Genomic DNA, 23,956 nt, shown 5'->3' on the forward strand with positions numbered 1-23,956 from the left:
CTCATCATCGCGCCGGAGCGATCCGGTTGTTGCGGATGTGCTCGTAGACGATCGACGTGCGTACGTCGGCCACCTCGGGTCGCTGGGTGAGCCGGTCGATCACGAACTCGTAGAGGCTGTCGTTGTCGGGGACGGCCACGTGCACGATGAAGTCGTCGGTGCCGGTCGTCACGTAGAGCCCGAGGGTGTCGGGCCGGGTGCTCACCCACTCGCGGAAGGCCTCGATGTTGCGGCGCGACGGCGGCCGGATCCGGATCGCGATCAGCGCCTGCACCGGACGCCCGACGGCTTTGAGGTCGACGTCGAGGATCGCCCCGCGGATGACCCCGCGCTGCCGCAAGGCCCGGGTGCGGTCGAGGGCCGTGGTCGGCGAGACGCCCACGGCCGCCGCCACCTCCCGGTTGGTCCGCCGTGCATCCGACTGCAGTTCCCGCAGGATCGCCTTATCAAGTTCGTCCAGGTCAGCCAATTCGGGCGCTCCTCCGATACAAGTACGGAATCATTGCCGCCGAACCTAACACCTGCCTAGCATTTCCTCCGAACACTGAATGAAGCACGGAGGAAGCCAGCGATGATCGGATTTGACCCGGCCGAGATCGACCCGAACGCGCCGACCCGGGCCGCCCGCCTGAAGTGGGTGGTCGTGGTCGACGCCGACCTGCCGGCCGGGCGGGCCGCCAACGCCACGATCTGCGTCGCCGCCGCCACTGCCCGCACGGTGGGCGGCCTGCTCGGCGACGACGCGGTGGACGCCGACGGCCACACCCACCCGGGTCTTCCGTGGGCCGGGTGCACGGTGCTCGCGGCCGACACCGAGACGCTCCGGACGATCCGGGCCAAGGCCTCGGCCCGCCCCGACTTCTTCGTCGCCGACATGCCCGCGGCCGCCCAGCACACCCGGGTCTACAGCGAATACCTCGCGTCGGTGGCCGAGACCGGCGCCGACAAGATCGAGTACTACGCGGTCAGCGTCGTCGGGCCGCGAAACCCGGTCGACAAGCTGGTCGGCAAGCTGCCGCTACTGCCCTGAGGCGAGCGCCTTCCGGATGTTCAGTTCGGCCAGGTCGAGCATCCACCGCCGATTCGGGAAGTCGGTCGTGGCGATCCGCAGCGGGCCCTCGATCAGACCGATGACCTGCGCGAACCGATAGAACTCGAGCCGCGCCGGATCAAGATCGAAAGAGCCGAGTTCCCCGTACGCCTCCTGAAAGCGCAACTGGACGAACGCGTGCTCCCATTCGGCGTCGAAATAGGTCACGCCCTCGATGTCGATCACCACCGGCTCGCCTCCGGGGCTCATCATCACGTGGTCGGCGCCCAGCTCACCGTGCACGAGCGCGTACTCCCGGCGCGGCCTCACCTCGGCTCGCAACCCGCGCAGATGCCCCTCGATCCGCCCGTGCGCCGCGGCCAGCCGCTCGTCCTGGGCCGCCACCGCCCGCAGGTGACTCAGCGCCCGCCCGAGCACCATCTCCTCCGGCGGCCGGGTCTGCACCCGCCGCTCGGCGGGCAGTCCCCAGTCCTCGCCCCGAACTGCCTGCATCCGGCGTAGCGCCGCCCCCAGCTCGGCCACCGGCCGGGCCGCGGCCACCGGGTCACGCTCCATCAGCGCCTCGAGCGTCTCGGTGCCGGCGTCCTCGGCCAGCACCAGATCGGGCCCGGCCAGCAGGACTTCCGGTACGCGGACGCCCGCCCCGGCCAGGGCCGCCTGGCCGCTGACGAAGAGTTCGGCCCCGGACGCACCGGTGAACGGGTCGTCGGGCACGGTCTCGGACGGCGGCCAGTAGTTCTCGGCGTCCGCCCACAGATAGAGGATCACCGAGCGCCCGTCGTCGAGCCCGAGCCGGTAGACGCCCTTCTTGGTGCCGCCGGTGAGCCGGTCGAGCGAGGTGACGCGCTCGGCGTCCGCCCATCGGCCGGCCAGGATCGGGGACACGTCATCGATCGTCAGGAAAGCGCGCATTGCACGGTTTCTAGACGGCGAACCGGCTCGGCACAACTCATATAGGCACGGCAAAGCCCCGCTCCGGCATCCGGAGCGGGGCTGAAACCGTCTGTCAGGCGGGCGCCACCGCGCGTGTCCGACGCATCGTCAGCACATACTCGACCAGCGAGATGAGGACGTTCTTGGTCGACTCACGGTTACGGGCGTCGCAGCTCACCACCGGGACGTCACTCGAGATCGCGAGAGCGTCCCGAACGTCCTGAGCGTTGTGATACTGCATGCCGTCGAAGCAGTTGATCGCCACCAGGTAGGGCAGGCGGCGGTGCTCGAAGAAGTCGATCGCGGCGAAACAGTCGGCGAGACGCCGAGTGTCCACCATGACGACGGCACCGATCGCGCCCCGCACCAGCTCGTCCCACATGAACCAGAAACGCGTCTGGCCCGGGGTTCCGAACAGGTAGAGGATCAGGTCGCGGTCGATACTGATGCGGCCGAAGTCCATGGCGACGGTGGTCGTCATCTTCCCCGGTACCTGCCGGTTGTCGTCGACACCCACACCGGCCGAGGTCATGATGGCCTCGGTGGTCAGCGGGGTGATCTCCGAGACCGAACCGACCAGCGTCGTTTTACCGACGCCGAACCCGCCGGCGATCACAATCTTCGCCGACGTCACGCGCCCCGCAGCGGGACGGTGCGACATGTCAGAGCCTGCGAAGTCCACTCAGCACCCTTTCCAGCAGTTCCGTGCCTACCGCGTCGGTCTCGTCGTCCAGCGAGGTGGGCTCATATACCGCGACCAAGCCATCGTGGGCCATGTCGGCAACGATCACACGAGCCACACCGAGCGGCAGTTGCATGCGTGCGGCGATCTCGGCCAGCGACTGAACTCGGCCGCCGTCGCACATCGCCGCGATGTACTGATGCTCGCTTCCACCCTGCCCGCCACGGATCCCAGTTCGCCCGCGAACGGTTGTCTCGACCAGCGCTTCCAGCGCTATCTCAAGCTTCGGTCGGGTCCGACCGCGGGTTACGGCATACGGCCTGACCAGCGCGCCGGTCGGCTCATCGCGTTCGGGCATCGTCACCGCTCACCCCTTCCTCGAACCCTTAGAAGTGTCTCTAGTTTTCAACTTTTTGAACAGCGGCCGAATACTTCGGCCGGCTGCCCGTTCAGCCGAGGACCCCGGCGGCCGAGCGCGGTGCGGGGGGTCAGGGCCTCGCCGACGCGGTCGACCAGGAGGGCCATCTCGTAGCCGACCTGTCCGACGTCGCAGCTGCGAGCCGCGAGCACCGCGAACGACGAACCGTCCGAGATGGACATCAGGAAGAGGAAACCGTTGTCCATCTCGACAACCGTCTGGAGCACGGCGCCACCCTCGAAGCACCGAGCGGCGCCCTGAGTGAGGCTCACCAGGCCCGAGGCGATGGCTGCCAGCTGATCGGCGCGGTCCCGGGGAAGGTCCCGTGAGGCCGCCAGGAGCAGACCGTCAGCGGAGACCGCGATCGCATGTGCGACGCCGGGAACGCGGTCGGCGAAGTTGGCCAGGAGCCAACCGAGATCCTGCGTAGATGTCATGCCTCATGCTCCTTGCCAGCCTGCGAGGACTGCTGCCCTCCCGGAGTCTCCTCCGGGTTGGTCGATTCTTTGGTGCGCCCGCGCTGCACACCTCGGTGGTAAGCCGAGAGGAGACCGCGGACACCTTCGGGAGTGCGACGCTGAACGGACTTGTCGCCGCGGTCGACGCCACCTGGAACGAGCTGCGCCATGGGGGTGCGCTTGGGCAGACCCGCCGTGGTCGTGGTGTCGACGTGCGCCTCCGCCGCCGCCTGAGCAGCCGTCCAGCCCTCATCGGCGGCCGTCTGCCAGGGGTTGCCGGCGACGCTGCCGTTGGAGCTGCTGCCGTTCGAGGCGGCGCCGTTGACGGCACCGGCACCAACAGTAGCCGGGTCACGGTCGCGCGACTCGGGCGAGACGGCCTGCTGCGGCACACCAACCGTGCGGGACGGCTCACCGGTCGGGATCCGCTGCGAGCTGACCGGCTCGTCGAGCGGGCCCGACGAGGGCTTGGTCTCGGCCGGACGGGCCGTGGTGAACCAGGCCGACTCGAGCTCGCGGAAGATCGGCAGCTCCATCGTCTCGTCGGCGAACTGGCCCTGCTGGCTGTCCCGCTGACGCGCGGCGGCCTGGGCCGCGGCGATCTGCGCGGCCGCGGTGGCCTGAGCCTCGGCGGCCTGCGCGGTCGCGGCCTCGTGAGCGGCCCGGGCCGCGGCGGCGGCCCGCTGGGCCTCACCGCTCGGCACACCCGAGGTGGGCGCCGACGACACCGGACTGGCCGGCGGCGCGGAGGCCGGGATCGGCGCGGTCTGCGGGTTGGTCGGGCGCTCGACGTGCGGGTCGGTGCGCTGGTCGGCCGGGCGGTAGCGCGGGAGCTCGGCCGTCATGTCGAGCGCGGCGGCGAGGCTCTCGGGCACGTGCGGCGGCTGGCTGTCCCGCTCGGGCGCGACCGGCGGCCAGGCCGGCGGGGCGATCGAGCCGGACGGCGACGACACCGGGGTGTTGGTCGGCGGGCCGGAGACCGGCGGCTCCGATCCGGGCGGGGCCGAGATCGGGTGACCGCCGTAGGGCGGGCCGGACGGCACCGGAGGAGCCGAGATCGGCGGAACCGGCGGGGCCGAGACGGGCGGGACGAACGGGGTGCGGCCCTGGGTCTCGGGATTGGCCGGGAGCTGACGCGGGATGGTCGCGCCGAAGCCGTTGGTGTCGCCGTCGGGGCGGTCGCCGTTGCGGCGCTGCGGCAGCCCGTCGGGACCGGCGTAGCCCTGCGGCGACGACGGCTGACCCATCGGGCCGGAGGGCAGCGGCGGGATCGGCTCGTTGCTGCGCGGGCCGTAGAAGCCGTTGCTGCCGTTACTCCCGTTGCTGCCGCCGTTGAGCCCGTTCAGCGAACCGTTCGAGCCGCCGAAGCCGTTGGACGGGGCGCCGGTGAGGTCGGACCAGGCCGGAACCGAGCGGCCGTTCGTGCCGAGCATGCCACCGGAGTTCATCGGCGGGTTCGGGTCGAACGGGCGGCCGGTCGGGTAGCCACCGCGGCCACCGCTCTCGAGCGCGAGCGGCTCGGGCATGCCCGGACGGCCCTGCTCGTCGTAGCCGGCGCCGACCTGCATGCGGCCCTGGCCCAGAGCGGTCTGGCCCTGGCCCGGCGTGAGCACCGACAGCGGCAGGCCGACCTCGGCCACCGTGCCGCGCTCGGTGTCGGCCGGCCGCAGCTCGACCTTGACCGCGTGGCGGTTGGCCAGCCGGGCGACCACGACCAGGCCCATCATGCGGGAGACGGCGACGTCCACCATCGGCGGGTTGGCCAGCCGGTCGTTGAGTTCGCGGAGCTGCTCGCGGCTGATGCCGATGCCGCGGTCCTCCACCGTGAGCAGCGATCCGTCGCCCAGCTTGCGGGCCTCGACGATGACCGTCGAGTTGGGCGGCGAGAAGGCGGTCGCGTTGTCGAAGAGCTCGGCGACCAGGTGGACCATGTCGTTGACGGCGTGCGCCGCCACCTCGATGTCCCGGTCGATCATGCCGAACTCGATGCGTGTGTAGTGCTCGACCTCGGACTGGGCGGCGCGGAGCACGTCGATCAGGGCGGCGGGCTCGCGCTGCACGCGGGTCGAGTCGGCGCCGGCGAGAACCAGGAGGTTTTCGTCGTTCCGGCGCATCCGGGTGGCCAGGTGGTCGAGCTGGAACAGCTCGGCCAGGCGGTCCGGGTCTTCCTCGCCGCGCTCCAGCCGGTCGAGGTGACCGATGAGCCGGTCGACCAGGATCTGGGAACGGCGGGCGAGGTTGACGAACATCGTCGCGACCGAGGCCCGCAGGGCGGCCTGCTCGGCCGCGGTGCGCACCGCTTCGAGGTGAACCGCGTTGAACGCCTCGGTCACCTGACCGAACTCGTCGCGGCTGCGGACCGGAAGGGGCTCGGCGATCTGGTCGGCCAACTGAGCCGGGGTGAGCGAGGTGGACAGCTGCGGGTCACGCAGCCGGCTGACCGCGTGGGGCAGACCGAACTGGGCGACCGAGAGGGCACCCTGGCGCAGCTCGCGCAGCGAGCGGGCCATCGACCGGGCGACCAGCCAGGCGAACAGGATCGCGAGCAGCAGCATGGCGAGCAGCACGCTGGTCTCGATGAAGACCCGCCGGTTCACGTCGTTACGCAGGCCGGTGGCCTGGTCGACGATCTCGGAGTCCATCTTGACCTCGACCGAGCGGAACTCCTGGCCGTAGCCGGAGAGCGCGGTGTCCCACGAGTCGGTGGTGAACAGGATCCGGCGGGTGTTCGGGCCCTGGGCACTGGGCAGCGGCCGGGTGAAGTTCGTCGCGGCGCGGCCGGCCTCGGTGTTGTCGATGTTGTTGAAGGCGGCGACGTCGGCGGCCGAGCCGACCGACTGCAGCGAGTTGCCGGCCAGCGTGTAGCCGAGCTGAGCCTCGAGGAACTCGCCGCGCAGGGTGTTGGTGAGATCGCCGGCCGCGATGATCTTGTGGCCGACGTCACGCTCGCGGGCGATGTATTCCTTGGCCCGGGCGACCGCGGCGACCGAGCGGAGGTGGTCGCTCAGCGCGGTGTCGCTGGCCAGCTGAGCGGCCGCGTCGCGCACGGCGAGCAGGTCGTCGATCAGCTTGGTGTAGGTCTCTTCGGGCTCGGAGCCGGCCCGGTCCTTGGCGATCTGGCTGCGCTTGGCGGGCAGGTCCTCGAGGTTGCGGTCGAGGCGCAGGAGCAGGGTGCTGACGTTGTCGGGGACGTCGTCCAGCGCGGCCTTCTGCTGGGCGTAGGGGACCTTGGCCGCGTCGACCTTGGTGGTCTCGGCCTGGTAGGACTCCTGCGCCTTCTTCTGCGCGGCGCTGCCGTTGTCCAACGTCGTGATCATCAAGCCGAAGGTGCGTTCGTTCTGCAGGTGGTCGACCAGACCACCGGCCGCCTCCGACAGCACCGAAAGGGTGCGGGCGCGCTCCGCGTTGTTGGCTTCGTCGATGTGGTCGACCAGGCCGCTGACGCCGACGATGATCGTCGCCAGGGTGGGAACCAGCATGATGAGGCCAAGCTTCGACCAGATCGGCAGATCTCGCAGCCGATCGGCCGGGCGACGGAGACGCGACATGACGCCGGTCGCCGTCTTGGGGCGCTTGCTCACGTCACCGTCCTCCTGTTTCGGGCCCCGGCACTCGGCTCGCCGGGCGCCGCACACGGCCGACTGCCGCGTCGAGCCCCCGAGATTCCATCACGACGAGTGTCAAAGAGAAAGGGCCGCCGGACACGGACCGGTTGTGTGACGCGATGTTGCTCCGCCGAAGCGGGGACGTCGCCGGTCGATATCACGGGTTGTGTATGCGCCATTTCCTCAGCGTCACTTGTTCAGCCGGATCGACGCGGGGGTTACGTCGACCAACCGGCCCGATCGTAGAGGATCGCGGCAGGAGGAACGATCGCGCGGTTGCGAACTATCGGCAAGGTGAGATGCCGGATTTCGCAGTGTTTGTAGGGACCATTGTGGCCGAACGGATGATCAGTGCCGCCGAACCGCCAATGTCGCATGCACTGGCGCTGGTTGTAACAAGTCTGTGTCGTCAGCCGATCAGTTTGGCGTACCCCGGCTTGATCACATCATTGATGATCGCCAGTCGCTCGTCGTACGGGATGAAGGCCGACTTCATCGCGTTGATCGTCAGCCACTGGAGCTCACTCCAGCCCCAGCCGAAGGCCTCGGACAGCAGGGCCATCTCGCGCGACATCGAGGTGCCGCTCATCAGCCGGTTGTCCGTGTTGACGGTCACCCGGAAGCGCAGATCGTGCAGCAGCCCGATGGGGTGCTCGGCGATCGACGCGGCCGCCCCGGTCTGCACGTTGGACGACGGGCACAGCTCGAGCGGGATGCGCTTGTCCCGCACATAGGCGGAGAGCCGGCCGAGCACCACGTCGCCGCCGGCCGGGGTGCCGGTGATGTCGTCGACCAGTCGCACACCGTGACCGAGCCGGTCGGCCCCGCACCACTGCAGCGCCTGCCAGATCGACGGCAGCCCGAAGGCCTCGCCGGCGTGGATGGTGAAGTGGAAATTCTCACGCTGGAGATATTCGAAGGCGTCGAGGTGCCGGGTGGGCGGAAAACCGGCCTCGGCGCCGGCGATGTCGAACCCGACCACCCCGGCGTCCCGATAGCGGACGGACAGCTCGGCGATCTCCTGCGAGCGGGCGGCGTGCCGCATCGCGGTCAGCAGCACCCCGATCCGGATCGGGGTGCCGTGCGCGGCCGCCTCGGCCATGCCCTCGGTGAAGCCGGCGTTGACCGCCTCGACCACCTCGTCGAGGCTGAGGCCGGTCTCGAGGTGCTGCTCGGGCGCGTAACGCACCTCGGCGTAGACGACACCGTCGGCGGCGAGGTCGAGCGCGCACTCCTTGGCCACCCGGTGCAACCCCTCGGCGGTCTGCATGACCGCGACGGTGTGCGCGAACGTCTCCAGATAGCGTTCCAGCGAGCCGGAGTCGGCCGCCGCGACGAACCACTCGGCCAGCGCCTCCGGCTCGGTGGCGGGCAGCTCGTGCCCGACCCGGGCGGCGAGCTCGATGATCGTGGCGGGGCGGAGTCCGCCGTCGAGGTGGTCGTGCAGCAGCACCTTCGGCGCCGGGACGATGTCGGAGAATGCGATGGCGGCCATCAGCAGAGCCTAGAGGCAGGGGACCAATGATCGACGGAGCATTGCCGTACCTGCGATGCCCGGTTTGCCGGCGGGGCCTCGAGCGCGTCGAGCGGTCGCTGCGCTGTCCCACCGGTCACAGCTTCGACATGGCGAAACAGGGGTACGCCGACCTGACCGCGGGCCGGATGCCGCATGTCGGCGACACGGCCGAGATGGTGGCCGACCGGGCCGGCTTCCTGTCCGCCGGCCACTACGACTTCATCGCGGACGCCCTGAGAGTTCAGCTGGACGGCTTGATCGTCGACGCCGGGGCCGGCACCGGGCACTACCTGGCCCGGGTGCTCGACTCGGCGCCCGCCGCGACCGGGCTGGCCCTCGACGTCTCCAAGCCGGCCCTGCGGCGGGCAGCCCGGGCGCACGACCGCGCGGCGGCGGTGCTGGCCGACCTGTGGGGCCCGCTGCCGCTGGGCGATGGGACGGCCGAGGTGATCCTCAACGTGTTCGCCCCGCGCAACGGCCCGGAGTTCCACCGGGTGCTGCGCCCCGGCGGCCGCCTGCTGGTGGTGACGCCGGCCCCCGACCACCTGCACGAACTGATCGCCGCCCACGGCCTGATCCAGGTCGATCCCGACAAGGCGGCCCGCGTGGAGGACGCCCTGGGCACTCATTTCGAGGCCGAGACGTCGGTGAGCCTGCGCCGCGAGCTGGACCTGACCGCGACCGAGACCGCCACCCTGATCGGCATGACCCCGAGTGCCCGCCACGTCTCGGATCTCGCGGCCACCCCGGGCCGGGTGACGGCGTCGGTGCGGCTGACGACCTACCGGGGTTTGCCACTCACGCACGTCGCCCGGGTGCTCTGAGCGCTCTGGACGCGCCAGCGGCCAGCTCGGATCGCCCGGGTCCCCGCGGGAGCGACGGTCTGTCACCCACCACCCAGCCGGGACATGAAGCTCTTGATCTGTCTTAAATGGAGAGATCAACTTCTTCCCATTCGGCGGGTTTGTCGTGGTACGGCCCAATCAGGACGATCGCCCACTCCAAGGCCCACCTACGCTGGCCGATCGCGTTCCCGTCGATCTCTCCCGGTAGAGGAGAACCGGCCTGCTCAGCCTCCTGGAACGCCCAGTCGAGGCAGTAGTAGAGGTCCAACAGGACGGCGGCCTCGATCGGGTCGCGGGGCGACATCAGCGAGCGCGACCGCCAGTGCCCGTACGTCTCCTCGGCCGGCAGATCCGGCATCTGTGACATCAACCTGTCTTCGGGCGGCGCCGTCGGGTCGAGGTGGCGGCTCAGGCCGAGCACCCAGGCCAGCGCGAAGACGGCGTCGTGATGCAGCACGAACGAGCGGTGATCACCCTTGGCACCGATCACGAACTGCCACTCGGGCGGGGTGACCAGGTCGACCAGGTGTGATCCGAGCAGCCAGCTCATGGCGAGCTCGGTCGGCATCCCGAAGCAGCGCGCCACCACCACGTGCAGCACGGCGGCGCGCGCCTCGATCTCGGCCGTGGGACGCAGTTCGATGCTGTCGCCCGGTTCCCAGATGAGCGGGAAACCGGGCGGCGGCAGCGGCAGCCCGAGCCGGTCCAGTTCGTCGAGGCTCGCCTCGCGAACGGCGCGCGGGTCGGGTGCGGCCTTCTGCATGGTGCGTCAGGCTATGCGGTCGAGCACCAAATTTGTAGAACTGGGTTGCGTGGAACCGATGACGACCGCCTCGGCCGCGGTCGCGCGGGCCGCGGGGATCCGGGCCGGATCGTCGGCCCGCAGCTCGAGCAGCACGTCGCCGGCGCGTACGGCGTCGCCCGGCTTGACCTTGAGCAGCACGCCGGCGCCAAAGCTGACCGGGTCCTCCTTACGGGCCCGGCCGGCACCGAGACGCCAGGCGGCCACCCCGATCCCGTACGCGTCCACCGCCCCGACGATCCCGTCGGCTTCCGCCCGCAGCACCTCGGTCTCGCGCGCGACCGGCAGCGTCGCGTCCGGATCGCCGCCCTGGGCCCGGATCATCGCGCGCCACGTGTCCATGGCCGCGCCCGACTCGAGCACCTTGGCCGGGTCGGCCTCGATCCCGGCCGCGGCCAGCATCTCGCGGGCCAGGGCCAGAGTGAGCTCGACCACATCGGCCGGCCCGCCCCCGGCGAGCACCTCGACCGACTCGGTGACCTCGAGCGCGTTGCCGACGGCGAGGCCGAGCGGGGTGTTCATGTCGGTGAGGAGCGCGATCGTGTTGACCCCGCTGTCCTGACCCAGCCGCACCATCGTGCTCGCCAGCTCGCGCGCGGTCGCCAGATCTTTCATGAACGCGCCGGAACCGACCTTGACGTCCAGGACCAGCGCGCCGGTGCCCTCGGCGATCTTCTTGCTCATGATCGAACTGGCGATCAGCGGGATGGCCTCGACGGTGCCGGTCACGTCGCGCAGGGCGTAGAGCTTGCGGTCGGCCGGGGCCAGCCCGTCTCCGGCCGCGCAGATGACCGCGCCGACGTCCTGGAGCTGCCGCTTGAACTCGTCGTTGCTGATCGAGGCGCGCCAGCCCGGGATCGACTCGAGCTTGTCGAGCGTGCCGCCGGTGTGGCCGAGCCCGCGGCCGGAGAGCTGCGGCACGGCGGCCCCGCAGGCGGCGACCAGCGGGGTGAGCGGCAGCGTGATCTTGTCGCCGACGCCGCCGGTGGAGTGCTTGTCGGCGGTGGGCCGGGTGACCGAACTCAGGTCCAGGCGTTCCCCGCTGGCGATCATGGCGGCGGTCCAGCGGGCGATCTCGGCCGGGGTCATCCCGCGCAGCAGGATCGCCATGGCCAGGGCCGACATCTGCTCGTCGGCCACCACCCCGCGGGTGTACGCGTCGACCACCCAGTCGATCTGGGCGTCGCTCAGCACGGCGCCGTCCCGCTTGGCTCGGATCACGTCAACTGCGGCGAACTCACTCATCGCCGTCCTCCTTCCACGTCGCCGGGATGCCGTCGGGGGCCGGTCCCTCGCCGGCCCACGCGAGGGCACCCTCGGCGTCCACGACCACGATCCGCGGCGTCCGTACGCGTCCCCAGGCCACCGCCTCGGCCACGGTGGCGAAGTTCGGGCCCTCCTCGAGTACGCCCTTCTCGGCGTCGGCGCTGCCGCCGGACCGCTCCCAGTAGCCCGTCCAGATAGTTTCGCCGCCGGACAGGTCGGGGTGCACGAAGACGGTGCCGCGGCCGCGCCACTTGGCCAGCTCGGTGGGCACCTCCGGCGTCTTCAGAGCCCCGCTGACGCGCTCCAGGTCTTCGAAGCCGAACGCGTGCGGCAGCAGCTCGGCCATCCGCAGCGGCCCGGTGTGCCACTCAACCAGCATCTCGGGACCGCCGTTCTCCCACAGCAGCTGGCGGCAGCGGCCGCACGGCATCAGCGGGTTGCCGGTGGCGTCGACGCACGAGAACGCCACCAAGCGCCCGCCGCCGGTCATGTGCAGCTGACTGACCAGCCCGCACTCGGCGCACAGGCCGACGCCGTAGGACGCGTTCTCGACGTTGCAGCCGACCACCACCCGGCCGTCGTTGACCAGCGCGGCCGCCCCGACCGGGAAGTCGGAGTAGGGGGCGTAGGCGTGCCGCATCGCCTCGATGGCCGCGGCCCGCAGCCCGGCCCAGTCGATCTCCATGGTTCTCAGCTTTTCACGTAGGGCACACCGTCGGCGGCGGGCGCGCGGACCCGGCCGACCAGACCGGCCACGGCGACGATGGTCGCGATGTAGGGCAGCATGTTGAGGAACTGGTTGGGCACCGGGCTGCCGACCGCGCTCAGGTAGTTGGCCAGCTTCTGGGCGAAGCCGAAGAACAGGGCCGCGCCGAGTGCGCCGAACGGCGTCCACCGGCCGAAGATCAGGGCGGCCAGCGCGATGAAGCCGGCGCCGGCGGTCATGTTCTTGTTGAACGCGCTGGTCGACACGAGCGTGAAGTAGGCGCCTCCGGCCCCCGCGACCACGCCGCCGAGCAGCACGTTCATGTAGCGCAGGCCGCGCACCCGGATGCCCACCGTGTCGGCCGCCGTCGGGTGCTCGCCGACCGCGCGGGTGCGCAGGCCCCAGCGGGTGCGGGTGAGTCCGAGGTGGATCACCACGACGAGGATCAGCGCGAGCCAGACCAGCAGGTTGGTCTCGAACAGCACCGGTCCGACGACCGGGATGTCGGCCAGCCCCGGGATCCGCCACTCGGGGAGCCGGGGCGGCGAGTTGTACTTCAGGGCGTCGGGCTGCATCAGGCGCTCGTACAGGAAGCCGGTGACGCCGAGCGCGAACAGGTTGAGCACGATGCCGACGACGACCTGGTCGACCAGGAACCGGATGGCCAGGACGGCCAGCAGCGACGCGATGATCACGCCGCCCACGATCGCGCTGACCACACCGGCCCACACGCTGGTGGCCAGGGTGCCGACCAGGGCGGCGCCGAACGCGCCCATCAGGAACTGGCCCTCGATGGCCACGTTGACCACACCGGAGCGCTCGCAGAGCACGCCGGCCAGGGCACCCAGGATGAGCGGCAGCGCCAGTTCGAGCGAGCCGCTGGCCGTGTCGACCAGCGGCAGGAACTTGCCCGCCACCTGCCAGCACAGGAACGAGAAGACGAAGGCCACGATGCCCAGGCAGAGCAGCAGCGTCTGCCAGCGCTTGGCCACTCCGGCCAGCAGCGCGCCACCGGCGGCCACGGCGATCACGCCGAACAGGATGGCGCCGAACTGGCCGTTGATCGACAGCGCGGCGCCCTCGGCGTCCTCGCTGAGCGTGAAGCGGGCCGTGGCCGACTCGGCCAGCGAGCCGAAGATCACGGCCGCGATCAGTCCGATGATCACGAGGGCGGCGCCGAGGCGGCGCTGCCTGCTCCAGAACCGGTCCGGGGCGGTCGCCTCGGAGAGATCCTCCGCCGTCGCGGTCGACACGCCGCTCACCAACCCTTCGCCATGGACGTGCCGAGCCGTGCCGAGCGGGCATCGCGCAGCTGGAAGATCGCCTTTACCAGAGCCGGGGCGGCGATGAAGATGACGATCAGGGCCTGCAGGACGGTGACCAGCTCGAGCGAGATGCCCACGTCGACCTGCATCAGGTTGCCGCCGGCCCGCAGGGCGCCGTAGAGGATCGCGGCGAACAGCGTGCCCCAGGGCTTGTTCCGGCCGAGCAGGGCGACCAGCAGGCCGTCGAAGCCGATGTTGCCGGCCACCTGACCGGTCAGCTTGTCGGCCGTGCCGAGCACCTGCACCGCGCCGCCCAGGCCGGCCAGGCCACCGGCCACGACCATGAGCATCGTGTACGTCTTGGCGACGCTCATGCCCGCGGTCTTGGCGGCGTTCTGGTTGACGCCCACGGCCCGCAGCTCGAAGCCGAACGACGACCGGTTGATCAGCCAGGCCACCCCGGCGGTGACGATCACGGCGAGCACGATGCCCAGGTGCACCCGCAGCGGCGCGGGCATGGCGGGCAGGATCGCGCTCGAGTCGACCGTCTTGCTGATCGCGTCGGTACGCTCCGGGTCACGGATGCCGTTCTGCAGGATCAGCCAGCCCAGGAACAGCGTGGCCGTGTAGTTGAGCATGATCGTGGTGATCACCTCGTGGGCGCCCGTGCGGGCCTTGAGCAGGCCGGGCAGGAAACCCCAGAGCGCGCCGCCGATCAGGCCGGCGGCCAGCGCGACGACCAGGTGCAGCCCGGCCGGCAGCCCGATGGCGAACCCGGCCACGCCGGCCGTGATGCAGCCGATGACCGCCTGGCCCTGACCGCCGATGTTGAACAGGCCGCCGCGGAAGGCGAGGGCCACCGACAGGCCGGTGAAGACCAGCGGGGCGGCGTAGGTCAGCGTCTCGGACAGCGGGTTGAGCGCGGTCTTCCAGTCGCCGGTGCCGTTGAACAGGGCCTGGATCGCGGCCGGGTCGAAGATCGCGCCCTTGAACAGGTCGGCGTAGGCCCGGCTGATCAGATCCCAGCTGCCGGTCAGGGCGTCGCTGGGGCGGGCGGTGAAGTAGGAGAAGGTCGACAGCACGGCCGAGTCGGAGACGACGATCAGCACCGCGCCGATGACCAGGGCCAGGAAGATCGACAGGATCGTCACCGTGACGGTGTTGGCCGACCACAGGTTGTGCAGGAAGAGCCCGAGGAAGGACTCCTCCTTCTCCTCCTTCGCCTTCTCTTTCTCCGGAGGCGCGGCGGGGGCTTCGGTGGTCACTCGCTGTCCTCTTCCTGCGTGTCGCCCGTGATACCCGCCATCAGCAGGCCGATCTCCTCGCGGGGCATGTCGGGCGAGACCGTGGCCAGGATGCGCCCGCGGTACATCACCGCGATGCGGTCGGCCAGGCCGACCACTTCGTCGAGCTCGCTCGACACGACCAGCACGGCGGTGCCGACGTCGCGCTCGTGGATGATCTGGTTGTGGATGAACTCGATCGAGCCCACGTCCACGCCGCGGGTCGGCTGCGACGCGATCAGCAGCTTGAGCGGGCGGGACATCTCGCGGGCGACGACGACCTTCTGCTGGTTGCCGCCGGACAGCGTGCCGACCGTCGACTGCGGTGACGGCGTACGGATGTCGAACTGACTCACCCGCTCGGCCGCCGAGTCGGCGATCGCCTTGAGGTTCAGCTTCAGGCCGCTGCCGAACGGCTCGCGGTCGTACAGGTCGAGCACGAGATTTTCGGCGACGGTGAAGTCTTTGACCACGCCGTCGAGGCTGCGGTCCTCGGGGATGTAGCCGACCCCGGCCCCCAGCACCTGCTTCGTGCTGCGGCCGGCCAGGTCGGCGTCTTCGAGCTCGACCTTGCCGGCGCGGGCCAGGCGCAGACCCATGATGGCCTCGACCAGTTCGGTCTGGCCGTTGCCCTGCACGCCCGCGATGCCCAGCACCTCGCCCGAGCGCACCACCAGGTCGACGCCGTCGACCACGCGGACGCCCCGGTCGTCGTCGACCACCAGGCCGGACACCTTGAGCACCTCACGGCCCGGGTCGGCCGGGGTCTTGGTCACCTCGAGGCTGACGTCGCGGCCGACCATGAGGGCGGCCAGCTCGTCCTCGGAGGTGTCGGGGGTGGCGGTGCCCACGGTGCGGCCGCGCCGGATCACCGTGATCCGGTCGGCGATGGCCTTGACCTCGCGCAGCTTGTGGGTGATGAAGACGATCGACTTGCCGGTCTCGGCCAGCGAGCGCATGACCGACAGCAGCTCGTCGGTCTCCTGCGGGGTGAGCACCGCGGTCGGCTCGTCGAGGATCAGCAGGTCGACGTCGCGGGTCAGCGCCTTGACGATCTCGACCCGCTGCTGCGCGCCGACCGGCAGGTTTTCCACCAGGGCGTCGGGGTCGACCGGCAGGCCGTAGCGCTTCGAGGTCTCGAGCACGTCGCGGCGGTTGCGCCGCCGGTCGAGCCAGCCGAGCGGGCCGCCGCGGGTCTCCTCGGCGCCGAGGGCGATGTTTTCCGCCACGGTGAACACCGGGACGAGCATGAAGTGCTGGTGGACCATGCCGATGCCGGCCGAGATGGCGTCGCGGGGACTGCGGAAGACCTTGGCCTCGCCGTCCACCAGGATCTCGCCCTCGTCCGGCTGCAGCAGGCCGTAGAGCTGGTTCATCAGGGTCGACTTGCCCGCGCCGTTCTCGCCCAGCAGGGCGTGCACCTCGCCGGGCTCGACGGTGATGTCGATGTGGTCGTTGGCCACCAGGTCGCCGAAGCGCTTGGTGATGCCGCGCAGTTCGAGTCTCAGCGGAATCTCCAGACTTCGACGTCATACAAGGGGGAACCGCCGCCCGGTCGCGAGCAGAACTCACGACCGCGCGGCGGCGATGTTACCTAGCGAACCCTCAGGCCGGAGCGGCGGCCGACTCGACCTTGATCGTGCCCGCGATGATGTCCGCCTTCAGCTTCTCGACCTCGGCCTTGAGCTCGGCCGGGACCTTGCTGTCGAACTGGTTGTACGGCGCCAGCGAGACACCGTTGTTCTCCAGCGTGCCCAGGTAGCCCGGGGACGCGGTCAGCGGCTGACCGGTGGCGCCGGCGACGACCGCCTTCTCCACCGCGTCGGTGATGTTCTTGACCACGGTGGTCAGGAAGACGTCACAGTCCTGCGACGCGCTCTTGCAGCCGTCCTGGTCGACCCAGATGATCGAGACCTTGCCGCCCGAGCTCTTGGCGACCTCGGCCGCGCCGAGCCCGGTGCCACCGGCCACCGGCATGATCACGTCGGCCCCCTGGGCGACGAACGTGCTGGCCAGCGCCTTGCCCTTGGCCGAGCTGGCGAAGTCTTCGGCGAAGCTGCCGTTCTGCTTGGCCTTGTCCCAGCCGAGCACCTGGACGTTCTTGCCCTTGGCCTTGTTGTACTGCGCGACGCCGTCGGCGAAGCCGTCCATGAAGATGGTGACCGGCGGGATCTTGAGACCGCCGAAGGTCGCCACCTTGCCCGACTTCGAGTAGCCCGCGGCCAGGTAGCCGGCCAGGAACGAGGCCTGGTGGGTCGCGAACTGCATCGGGTAGACGTTCGAGGCGCCCGCGATCGAGCTGTCCACGATGCCGAACTGCTGGCTGGTGTTCTGCGCCGCGACCGCCTTGGTCGAGTCGCCCATCAGGCCACCGACCGACAGGATGAAGTTGCACTTCTGGGTCACGAAGCCGCGCAGGTTGGGCTCGTAGTCGGTCTCGGCACTCGACGCCACGTACTTCGGGTCGACGCCGGGGGCCTCGGTCTTCGCGGCCTGGATGCCGGCCCACGCGGAGGCGTTGAAGGACTTGTCGTCGATGCCACCGGTGTCGGTGACCATGCAGGCCTTGTATGCAGCCGCGGCGGCACTCGAACCACCGGCGCTAGGGGTCTCGTCCGGAGCGTCGCTGCAAGCCGCGGCGGCGAGCGTCAGCCCTGCCGTCGCGAGAATCGCCACGATCCGGTTCCCACGTACTGGGCGCAAGACGCCCTCCTTCCAACGCACACCGACACTTGTCGGTGAGTCTTCAGTGCGGGAGCGTAGCCGCAGGCCAGGGTGCGGGCGGCACTTTGGACCGGACTGTTGGCGCACCGTTATCTGCGCGCAATAGGGGAGCCCCCGGCTCGTGGCTTCTATCCGTTACTGCGGCAAATCATCGGCCTGCGTGGTAACGCGCCAGAAACCTTCCGGCCGGGTCCGGCGCCGGGCCGCGCTTTTACACCGCGGCGGTCAGGCGGGCCGCTATCCGGGACCAGCCCTCGCGCACCTCGGCCTCGGTCGGCGGACGGCCGGGCCGGACGCGCCGGGTCTCGTGCTCCTCGGTGAAATCGTCGTCGGGCGCCTCGACCGCGGCGCGGGCCAGTTCGATCTCGTCGCGGATGGCTTCGGCGTCGGGGCGGGGCAGCAGCGGCTCGACGACCGCCATCAATTGCTCGTCGGCCACCACGGCCTGCGCCAGTGCGAGGGCGTGGGCCCGTTCGTAGGGTCCGCAGACCACGGGTTCCCAGTCCTCCTCGTCGCCGAGCGAACCGATCGTGATGACCCAAGGAAGGTCGGCCACCGGCGAACCGACCGGCAGATCCAGCGTCACGAGAGTGCCCACGGGGCCATCATTCCGGGCCGGTGTGCCGAATCCAGGTGTTTTGCCCCACGGGGGCATTTTTATCGTCAGCTGACAGGTCCACCACGCGACCGTGCGGGCTGGTCGCCGCCCAGGCCGCTCCGAACAGCAGCAGCTGATTGAAAACGTACAGGTAGACCAGCACACCGACGGCCGAGCCGACCAGCCCGTACGCGGGATTGCGCTGCACCAGGTCGACGAAGGACTTGCCGACCGTGTTGAGCAGCATCAGCCCGATGCCGACCTGAAGCACCGGCGGGGCCATCCGCCGCACGGTCATCCGCAGCCTCGGGACGGCGGCCAGCAGGGCCGCGGCCAGCAGCACGTTGACCGCGACCCGGAGCAGGACCTCGACCGCGGACTGGATGAAGCCGTCGGCCATCCAGTCGAGCAGCAGCTCGAGCCCGTAGACGGCGAGCTGGGACAGCGCGAGCAGGGCCAGCACGCCGAGCAGCACCAGCAGGTCGAGCGCCTGCCGGACGCCGATGTAACCGGGCTGCTCGTTGAGCTGCCAGATGAGCCGCTGCGAGGAGCGGATCGCCTCGACCCAGGCGATGCCGGTGAAGGTCAGGCCGACGATGCCGACGATGCCGACCGTCCGGCCGCTGGACAGGATGGCCTGCACGTCGAGGAAGGGCAGATTCTGCCGCAGGAAGTCGCGGACGATGTCGAACAGGTCCTGGTTGCTGTCGAGCAGGATCCCGAAGATCGAGTAGCCGATCAGCAGCAGGGCGAAGACGGCGAAGAACCCGTAGTAGGCGATCGCCGCGGCGAGCCGCCCACCCTGGACGTCGATGTAGCGCACGACGGCCCGGCACAGGTGATCGAAATACGGCGACCAGTGGCGCAGCCGCATGATCTGGGCCTCGGCCGCGTCGTAGGCCCGATCGATCGGATTCACGCGCAGACCGTAACCGACGTCACGCCGGGCAGCGTTCAGACTCCCGGTTCGACGCCCAGCTGATAGTCCCGGCGTGGCCGCCACGGGCCCTCACCACCGTGCGAGAACAGGGTGAACGCGGGCACGTGGAACTTGGCCGAGAAGCCGGCCAGGTCGTCGAAGGCCGCGTCCAGCGCCGCGGCCGGCACGTCCTGCGCGATCGTCACGTGCGGGTGGTAGGGGAAGCGGGAGCCGCGGACGATGTCGTCCGAGCTCACGATCGCCTCGGCCAGCAGCTCGCACTCGCTGATGCCGACCGCCAGGGTCACGAAGACCACCTCGGTGACCGGCCGGAACGTGCCGGTGCCACGCAGGTGGATGGTGAACGGCACCTGGGCCGCGGCCACCGCCTCGAGGTGTTTCTCGATGCGGGGCAGCGCGTCGGTGCGCACCTCGGTCGGGCCGAGCAGCGTCACATGGGCCGGGGTGTAGGCCGCCTGCGGGTCACCGGCCGCGGCCCGGCGCTGGGTCAGCTGCTCGCCCCAGGGCTCGGGCAGATCGATCGCGACGCCGATCCGGGTCGTATCGATAGGGGTTTCACTCACCGGGGACTCAGGCCCCGCGGACGGGGCTGAGGAAACCGATGTTCTGGTACGCCTCGGCGAGCGTCACCGAGGCGACCGCGCGGGCCTTCTCGGCACCGATGGCCAGCACCTTGTCGAGGTGGCCGGGATCCTCGAGATATTCCCGGGTGCGTTCCTGCACCGGCCGCACGAACTCGACGACGATCTCGGCCAGGTCTTTCTTGAGGTCGCCGTAGCCGCGGCCCTCGTACTGCTCGAGCAGCTCGTCTATGGTCCGCATGGTGAGCGCGGCATAGATGGTGAGCAGGTTGCTCACGCCGGGCTTGTTCTCCTCGTCGTAGAGGATCTCGCGACCGGTGTCGGTGACCGCCGACTTGATCTTCTTGGCCGAGCGGGCCGGGTCTTCGAGCAGCTCGATGATGCCGTTGGGCGACGACGCGGACTTCGACATCTTGGACGTCGGGTCCTGCAGGTCGGTGATCTTGGCAGTGTCCTTGAGGATGAACGGCGCGGGGATCGTGAACGTGCGCCCGTAACGGGTGTTGAACCGCTGCGCCAGGTCGCGGGTGAGCTCGAGGTGCTGCCGCTGGTCTTCCCCGACCGGCACCTGGTCGGCCTGGTAGAGCAGGATGTCGGCGGCCTGGAGGATCGGATAGGTGAACAGGCCCACCGTGGTGGTGTCGGCGGCCTTGGCCGACTTGTCCTTGAACTGGACCATGCGGCCGGCCTCGCCGAACCCGGTGATGCAGCTCATCACCCAGCCCAGCTGGGCGTGCTCGGGCACGTGAGACTGGACGAACAGCGTGCACCGCTCGGGGTCGAGGCCGAGGGCCAGCAGCTGGGCGGCCGAGATGCGGGTGCGCTGGCGCAGGGCGGCCGGGTCGTGCCCCATGGTGATCGCGTGCAGGTCGACCACGCAGTAGTACGCGTCGTGGGTCTCCTGCATCGCCACCCAGTTGCGCACGGCGCCGAGATAGTTGCCGAGGTGGAACGAGTCGGCGGTCGGCTGAATGCCGGAAAGCACGCGGGGGCGGCGGGCGACATCGGACATGCCGACCATTGTGTCAGGCGCCGCGAAGAGCGCACTCGCCCGGGATCAGTGTTCGAAAGTGTTGACTTTTGATTGAAGATGGTGGAACGTACGCTTGTTGCCAGGGAACTTCAGCGAAGGGGTAGCGCGCCGTGAAACTGCTCGTCACCGGGGGTGCCGGCTACGTCGGCAGCGTCACCAGCCGACTGCTGCTGGACGCCGGACACGACGTCACCGTCCTCGACAACCTGGCCACCGGCTTCCGGTCGGCGGTCGCGCCCGACGCCACCTTCGTCGAGGCCGACATCGCCGACGCGGCCCAGGTGCTGACCCCGGGCTCCGGGTTCGACGCGGTGCTGCACTTCGCCGGACTGATCGCGGCCGGCGAGTCGATGGTCAAGCCCGAGCTGTACTGGCACGACAACGTGGTGAAGTCGCTCGCCCTGCTCGACGCGGTACGCGCCGCCGGAGTGCCGCGCCTCATCTTCTCCTCCACCGCCGCCGTCTACGGCAACCCGGTCGAGCTGCCGATCACCGAGAGCGCGGTCAAGGCGCCCACCAACACCTACGGCGCCACCAAGCTGACCTTCGACCACGCGCTCACGTCGGAGACCTTCGCGCACAATCTGGCCGCCGTCTCGCTGCGCTACTTCAACGTCGCGGGAGCCTACATCGCCGGCGGGCACGAGATCGGCGAGCGGCACGACCCCGAGACCCACCTCATCCCGATCACCCTGCAGGTGGCCGCGGGCAAGCGGGAGAAGCTGCAGATCTTCGGCGACGACTACCCCACGGCCGACGGCACCTGCGTGCGCGACTACATCCACGTGCACGACCTGGCCCGGGCCCACCTGCTCGCGCTCGAGGCGGCCACGCCCGGCGAGCACCGCATCTACAACCTCGGCAACGGCAACGGCTTCTCCAACAAGCAGGTCGTCGAAGTGGCCCGCGAGGTCACCGGCGTCGAGCTGCCGGTCGAGATCGCGCCGCGCCGCGAGGGCGACCCGGCCACGCTGGTCGCGTCGTCCGACAAGGCCCGCGACGAGCTGGGCTGGGTGCCGGAGAAGAACACGCTCCAGGCGATGATCGGCGACGCGTGGACCTTCTACCGCGCGCACGTCGCATGAACGCCCACGAGGCCTTCGTCAAGGAGTACGGCGTCGAGCCGGCCGGACTGTGGGCCGCGCCGGGCCGGGTCAACCTGATCGGCGAGCACACCGACTACAACGACGGGTTCGTGCTGCCCTTCGCGCTGCCGCAGCGCACCGTGGCCGCGGTGGGTCCGGCCCCGGACGATTCGTTCACGGTCTGCTCGACGTTCGAGACGGACAAGGTCACCTTCGGCTTCGATACGCAGCCGGGCGAGGTCACGGGCTGGGCCGCGTACGTGGCCGGGATCGTCTGGTCGCTGCGCGACAAAGGCTTCGAGGTGCCGGCCGTACGCATCGCGATCGACTCCGAGGTGCCGCTCGGCTCGGGCCTGTCGTCGTCGGCCGCGCTGGAGTCGTCGGTGCTGACCGCGCTGATCGACCTGGGCGGCCTCGACGTGCCGGTCGAGCAGCGCCCGGTGATCGCCCAGCGGGCCGAGAACGTCTATGTCGGCGCCCCCACCGGCATCCTCGACCAGTCGGCCTCGATCCGCTGCCGCGAGGGCCACGCGCTGTTCCTCGACTGCCGGTCCTACGAGGTCGAGCAGATCCCGTTCGACCTGGCCGGCCAGGGCCTGGCCATCCTGGTGATCAACAGCAACGCCCCCCACCAGCACGTCGACGGGGAGTACGGCGCCCGCCGCAAGTCGTGCGAAGAGGCGGCCCGCATCCTCGGTGTGCCGGCTCTGCGCGACATCTCCGGGGCCGAGCTCGACGACGCCCTGGCCCGCCTCGACGACGACGTCATGCGCCGCCGGGTGCGGCACATCGTCACCGAGGACGACCGGGTGCTCGAGACGGTCACGCTGCTCAAGGCGGGTCAGGTCCGCGAGATCGGGCCGCTGCTGACCGCCTCGCACGCCTCGATGCGCGACGACTTCGAGATCACGGTGCCGCAGGTGGACATCGCCGTCGAAACCGCCCTGGCGGTGGGTGCCTACGGGGCCCGGATGACCGGGGGCGGCTTCGGGGGCTGCGTGCTCGCGCTGATCGACGCGGACAAGGCGGACGTGGTCACGGCGGCGGTCGAGGAGGCGTACGCGGAAAAGGGCTTCACCGCCCCGACCGCCTGGACCGTCACGGCGGGTCCGGGGGCCACGAAGCTTTAACCGCTGGCGGCTCGGGTGTCCGGCGGTCAGCGGGGCGCCTCCTGCGGGTCCGCGGTCGGACCGTTCACGACGGGACGGCCGTCGACCCAGTCGACGTGGTCGAGCCACAGCTGCCGGCCCGGGGTGACGCTGCCGATCGATTCCGGCGGCCACGCGTGGTAGAGCAACCACGACTGGCCGCCGGGCGTGGTGACCAGGAACCCGTGCCCGGGCCCGGCCGCTGCCGGTGACGTGTGCAGGATCGGATTTTCGGCCGCCTTGGTGCACGGGCCGAGCGGCCCCTCGCAGGTGGCGTAGCCCAGCGCGTACTCCTCACGGTCGAACGCGTTGGCCGAATAGAACAGATAGAGCTTGCCGTCGTGGCGCACCATCTGCGGCGCCTCGATGACGTGCGCCTCCCACGCGGCGTCGTTGACCAGCAGCTGCTTCGGCTCCCCGCTCATCTTCTGCCCGTCGTCGCTCAGCCGCGAACCGTACAAATAGGTCGGCTGCCCGATCGCGTTGCCGTCGTTCTTCCAATAGAGATAGCGGTCGCCGTTCTCGTCGGTGAACGGGCTGGCGTCGATCGAGCCACCCTCGGCGGCCTGGCACATGAGCGGATCGTCCCAGTCGTCGACGAAGGGACCACCGGGCTCCTTCGCGACGGCGACCCCGATGCACTGGCGGTCGGTGACGGTCGAGCGGGCTGTGTAATAGAGCAGGTAGGTGCCGCCCGGGCCGGCGATCACCTCGGGCGCCCAGGTGTTGCCGGGCGTGGCCCACTTCCCGACCTGCGGCAGGGCGTCGGCGGCAGGCGTCCACGTCACGAGGTCGGGCGAGGTCAGCACGGGCACGTTGCCACTCGGACCGTTCGTCCCGTACGCGTACCAGGTCTCGCCGACGCGGAGCGCCCCCGGATCGGGGAAGTTCTCGTAGTGAACCGGATTGGTGAACGTCATTGCCTCTCCCGCTTCCGACATTTCCGATTTGCCGACATCGGGTGAGCCGTCACCGCCGATGGGCGCGGAACCGCCGTCACCACTGCACCCGCCAACC

The 23,956-nt window shown here is 70.1% G+C and carries 22 protein-coding genes and 1 pseudogene; 4 read left to right on the top strand and 19 right to left on the bottom strand.

All coding sequences use genetic code 11. The features are described 5' to 3' along the window. Positions 1–4: 4 nt before the first annotated feature. The gene (locus KOI35_RS05395) at positions 5–469 is read right to left on the bottom strand and encodes an Lrp/AsnC family transcriptional regulator (protein WP_246612609.1); all 465 of its coding nucleotides are present in this window, start codon (positions 467–469) and stop codon (positions 5–7) included. A 102-nt stretch (positions 470–571) separates the two neighbouring features. On the opposite strand from KOI35_RS05395, the gene KOI35_RS05400 reads away from it, so the two are divergent. Then, positions 572–1,030, top strand: coding sequence for a DUF2000 domain-containing protein (locus KOI35_RS05400; protein ID WP_215784932.1), 459 nt, complete (start codon positions 572–574; stop codon positions 1,028–1,030). Here KOI35_RS05400 and KOI35_RS05405 read toward each other — a convergent pair. From KOI35_RS05405 to KOI35_RS05430, 6 genes and pseudogenes are all read right to left on the bottom strand, one after another. Continuing rightward, complete coding sequence (locus KOI35_RS05405; protein ID WP_215784933.1) at positions 1,019–1,963, bottom strand: phosphotransferase family protein; 945 nt, start codon at positions 1,961–1,963, stop codon at positions 1,019–1,021. The two genes, KOI35_RS05400 and KOI35_RS05405, sit on opposite strands and share 12 nt — an antisense overlap. Before the next feature lie 94 nt (positions 1,964–2,057). Further along, entirely contained in the window at positions 2,058–2,645 is a 588-nt protein-coding gene (locus KOI35_RS05410; RefSeq protein ID WP_133874399.1) for a GTP-binding protein, read from the bottom strand. Position 2,646: 1 nt separating this feature from the next. Beyond that, a complete protein-coding gene (locus tag KOI35_RS05415) occupies positions 2,647–3,024 on the bottom strand; it encodes a DUF742 domain-containing protein (RefSeq protein WP_215785499.1) in 378 nt (125 codons plus the stop codon). 91 nt (positions 3,025–3,115) lie between these two features. Then, a pseudogene (locus tag KOI35_RS05420) lies at positions 3,116–3,521 on the bottom strand (roadblock/LC7 domain-containing protein). Further along, a complete protein-coding gene (locus KOI35_RS05425) occupies positions 3,518–7,123 on the bottom strand; it encodes a sensor histidine kinase (RefSeq protein ID WP_215784935.1) in 3,606 nt (1,201 codons plus the stop codon). Before KOI35_RS05425 ends, KOI35_RS05420 begins: the two are co-directional and overlap by 4 nt. A gap of 433 nt (positions 7,124–7,556) precedes the next feature. Then, positions 7,557–8,642: an adenosine deaminase gene (locus tag KOI35_RS05430; protein WP_215784936.1), complete on the bottom strand. Its 1,086-nt coding sequence runs from the start codon at positions 8,640–8,642 to the stop codon at positions 7,557–7,559. Positions 8,643–8,668: 26 nt separating this feature from the next. Here KOI35_RS05430 and KOI35_RS05435 point away from each other — a divergent pair, with 26 nt between their 5' ends. After that, the gene (locus KOI35_RS05435; RefSeq protein ID WP_215784937.1) at positions 8,669–9,487 is read left to right on the top strand and encodes a putative RNA methyltransferase; all 819 of its coding nucleotides are present in this window, start codon (positions 8,669–8,671) and stop codon (positions 9,485–9,487) included. 103 nt (positions 9,488–9,590) lie between these two features. On the opposite strand, the gene KOI35_RS05440 is transcribed toward KOI35_RS05435, so the two are convergent. The 11 genes from KOI35_RS05440 to trpS all read right to left on the bottom strand — a co-directional run bounded on the left by KOI35_RS05440 (position 9,591) and on the right by trpS (position 20,685). After that, positions 9,591–10,271 (bottom strand): DUF4272 domain-containing protein, encoded by a 681-nt coding sequence (locus KOI35_RS05440; RefSeq protein WP_215784938.1) that lies wholly within the window; start codon positions 10,269–10,271, stop codon positions 9,591–9,593. A gap of 6 nt (positions 10,272–10,277) precedes the next feature. Further along, on the bottom strand, positions 10,278–11,555 hold the full coding sequence (locus KOI35_RS05445; protein WP_215784939.1) for a thymidine phosphorylase: 1,278 nt from the start codon (positions 11,553–11,555) through the stop codon (positions 10,278–10,280). Then, positions 11,548–12,261, bottom strand: coding sequence for a cytidine deaminase (locus KOI35_RS05450; protein WP_215784940.1), 714 nt, complete (start codon positions 12,259–12,261; stop codon positions 11,548–11,550). The genes KOI35_RS05445 and KOI35_RS05450 overlap by 8 nt, the downstream gene beginning before the upstream one ends. Before the next feature lie 5 nt (positions 12,262–12,266). After that, a complete protein-coding gene (locus KOI35_RS05455; RefSeq protein ID WP_215784941.1) occupies positions 12,267–13,535 on the bottom strand; it encodes an ABC transporter permease in 1,269 nt (422 codons plus the stop codon). 5 nt (positions 13,536–13,540) lie between these two features. Then, a complete protein-coding gene (locus KOI35_RS05460) occupies positions 13,541–14,812 on the bottom strand; it encodes an ABC transporter permease (protein WP_215784942.1) in 1,272 nt (423 codons plus the stop codon). Further along, positions 14,809–16,293: an ABC transporter ATP-binding protein gene (locus tag KOI35_RS05465; RefSeq protein ID WP_308120798.1), complete on the bottom strand. Its 1,485-nt coding sequence runs from the start codon at positions 16,291–16,293 to the stop codon at positions 14,809–14,811. Before KOI35_RS05465 ends, KOI35_RS05460 begins: the two co-directional genes overlap by 4 nt. A 142-nt stretch (positions 16,294–16,435) precedes the next feature. Next, positions 16,436–17,533, bottom strand: coding sequence for a BMP family lipoprotein (locus KOI35_RS05470; protein WP_215784943.1), 1,098 nt, complete (start codon positions 17,531–17,533; stop codon positions 16,436–16,438). Between the two features lie 232 nt (positions 17,534–17,765). Then, entirely contained in the window at positions 17,766–18,152 is a 387-nt protein-coding gene (locus KOI35_RS05475) for a hypothetical protein (protein ID WP_215784944.1), read from the bottom strand. A gap of 7 nt (positions 18,153–18,159) precedes the next feature. Beyond that, positions 18,160–19,071, bottom strand: a complete 912-nt coding sequence (locus tag KOI35_RS05480; protein WP_215784945.1) for a YihY/virulence factor BrkB family protein — start codon at positions 19,069–19,071, stop codon at positions 18,160–18,162. A 35-nt stretch (positions 19,072–19,106) separates the two neighbouring features. Then, positions 19,107–19,655, bottom strand: a complete 549-nt coding sequence (locus KOI35_RS05485; RefSeq protein WP_215784946.1) for a 2'-5' RNA ligase family protein — start codon at positions 19,653–19,655, stop codon at positions 19,107–19,109. Positions 19,656–19,662: 7 nt separating this feature from the next. After that, the gene (gene trpS / locus KOI35_RS05490) at positions 19,663–20,685 is read right to left on the bottom strand and encodes a tryptophan--tRNA ligase (protein WP_215784947.1); all 1,023 of its coding nucleotides are present in this window, start codon (positions 20,683–20,685) and stop codon (positions 19,663–19,665) included. A 131-nt stretch (positions 20,686–20,816) separates the two neighbouring features. Here trpS and galE point away from each other — a divergent pair, with 131 nt between their 5' ends. Together galE and galK are read left to right on the top strand one after the other, a co-directional pair. Then, positions 20,817–21,791 carry a UDP-glucose 4-epimerase GalE gene (gene galE / locus KOI35_RS05495; protein WP_215784948.1) on the top strand — a complete coding sequence of 325 codons (975 nt, stop codon included), beginning with the start codon at positions 20,817–20,819 and terminating at the stop codon, positions 21,789–21,791. Continuing rightward, on the top strand, positions 21,788–22,921 hold the full coding sequence (galK, locus tag KOI35_RS05500) for a galactokinase (RefSeq protein ID WP_215784949.1): 1,134 nt from the start codon (positions 21,788–21,790) through the stop codon (positions 22,919–22,921). Before galE ends, galK begins: the two co-directional genes overlap by 4 nt. 26 nt (positions 22,922–22,947) lie before the next feature. On the opposite strand, the gene KOI35_RS05505 is transcribed toward galK, so the two are convergent. Next, on the bottom strand, positions 22,948–23,859 hold the full coding sequence (locus tag KOI35_RS05505; RefSeq protein WP_246612612.1) for a glycoside hydrolase family 43 protein: 912 nt from the start codon (positions 23,857–23,859) through the stop codon (positions 22,948–22,950). Positions 23,860–23,956 lie beyond the last annotated feature (97 nt).

Source organism: Paractinoplanes bogorensis (assembly GCF_018829635.1).
Lineage (GTDB): Bacteria > Actinomycetota > Actinomycetes > Mycobacteriales > Micromonosporaceae > Actinoplanes > Actinoplanes bogorensis.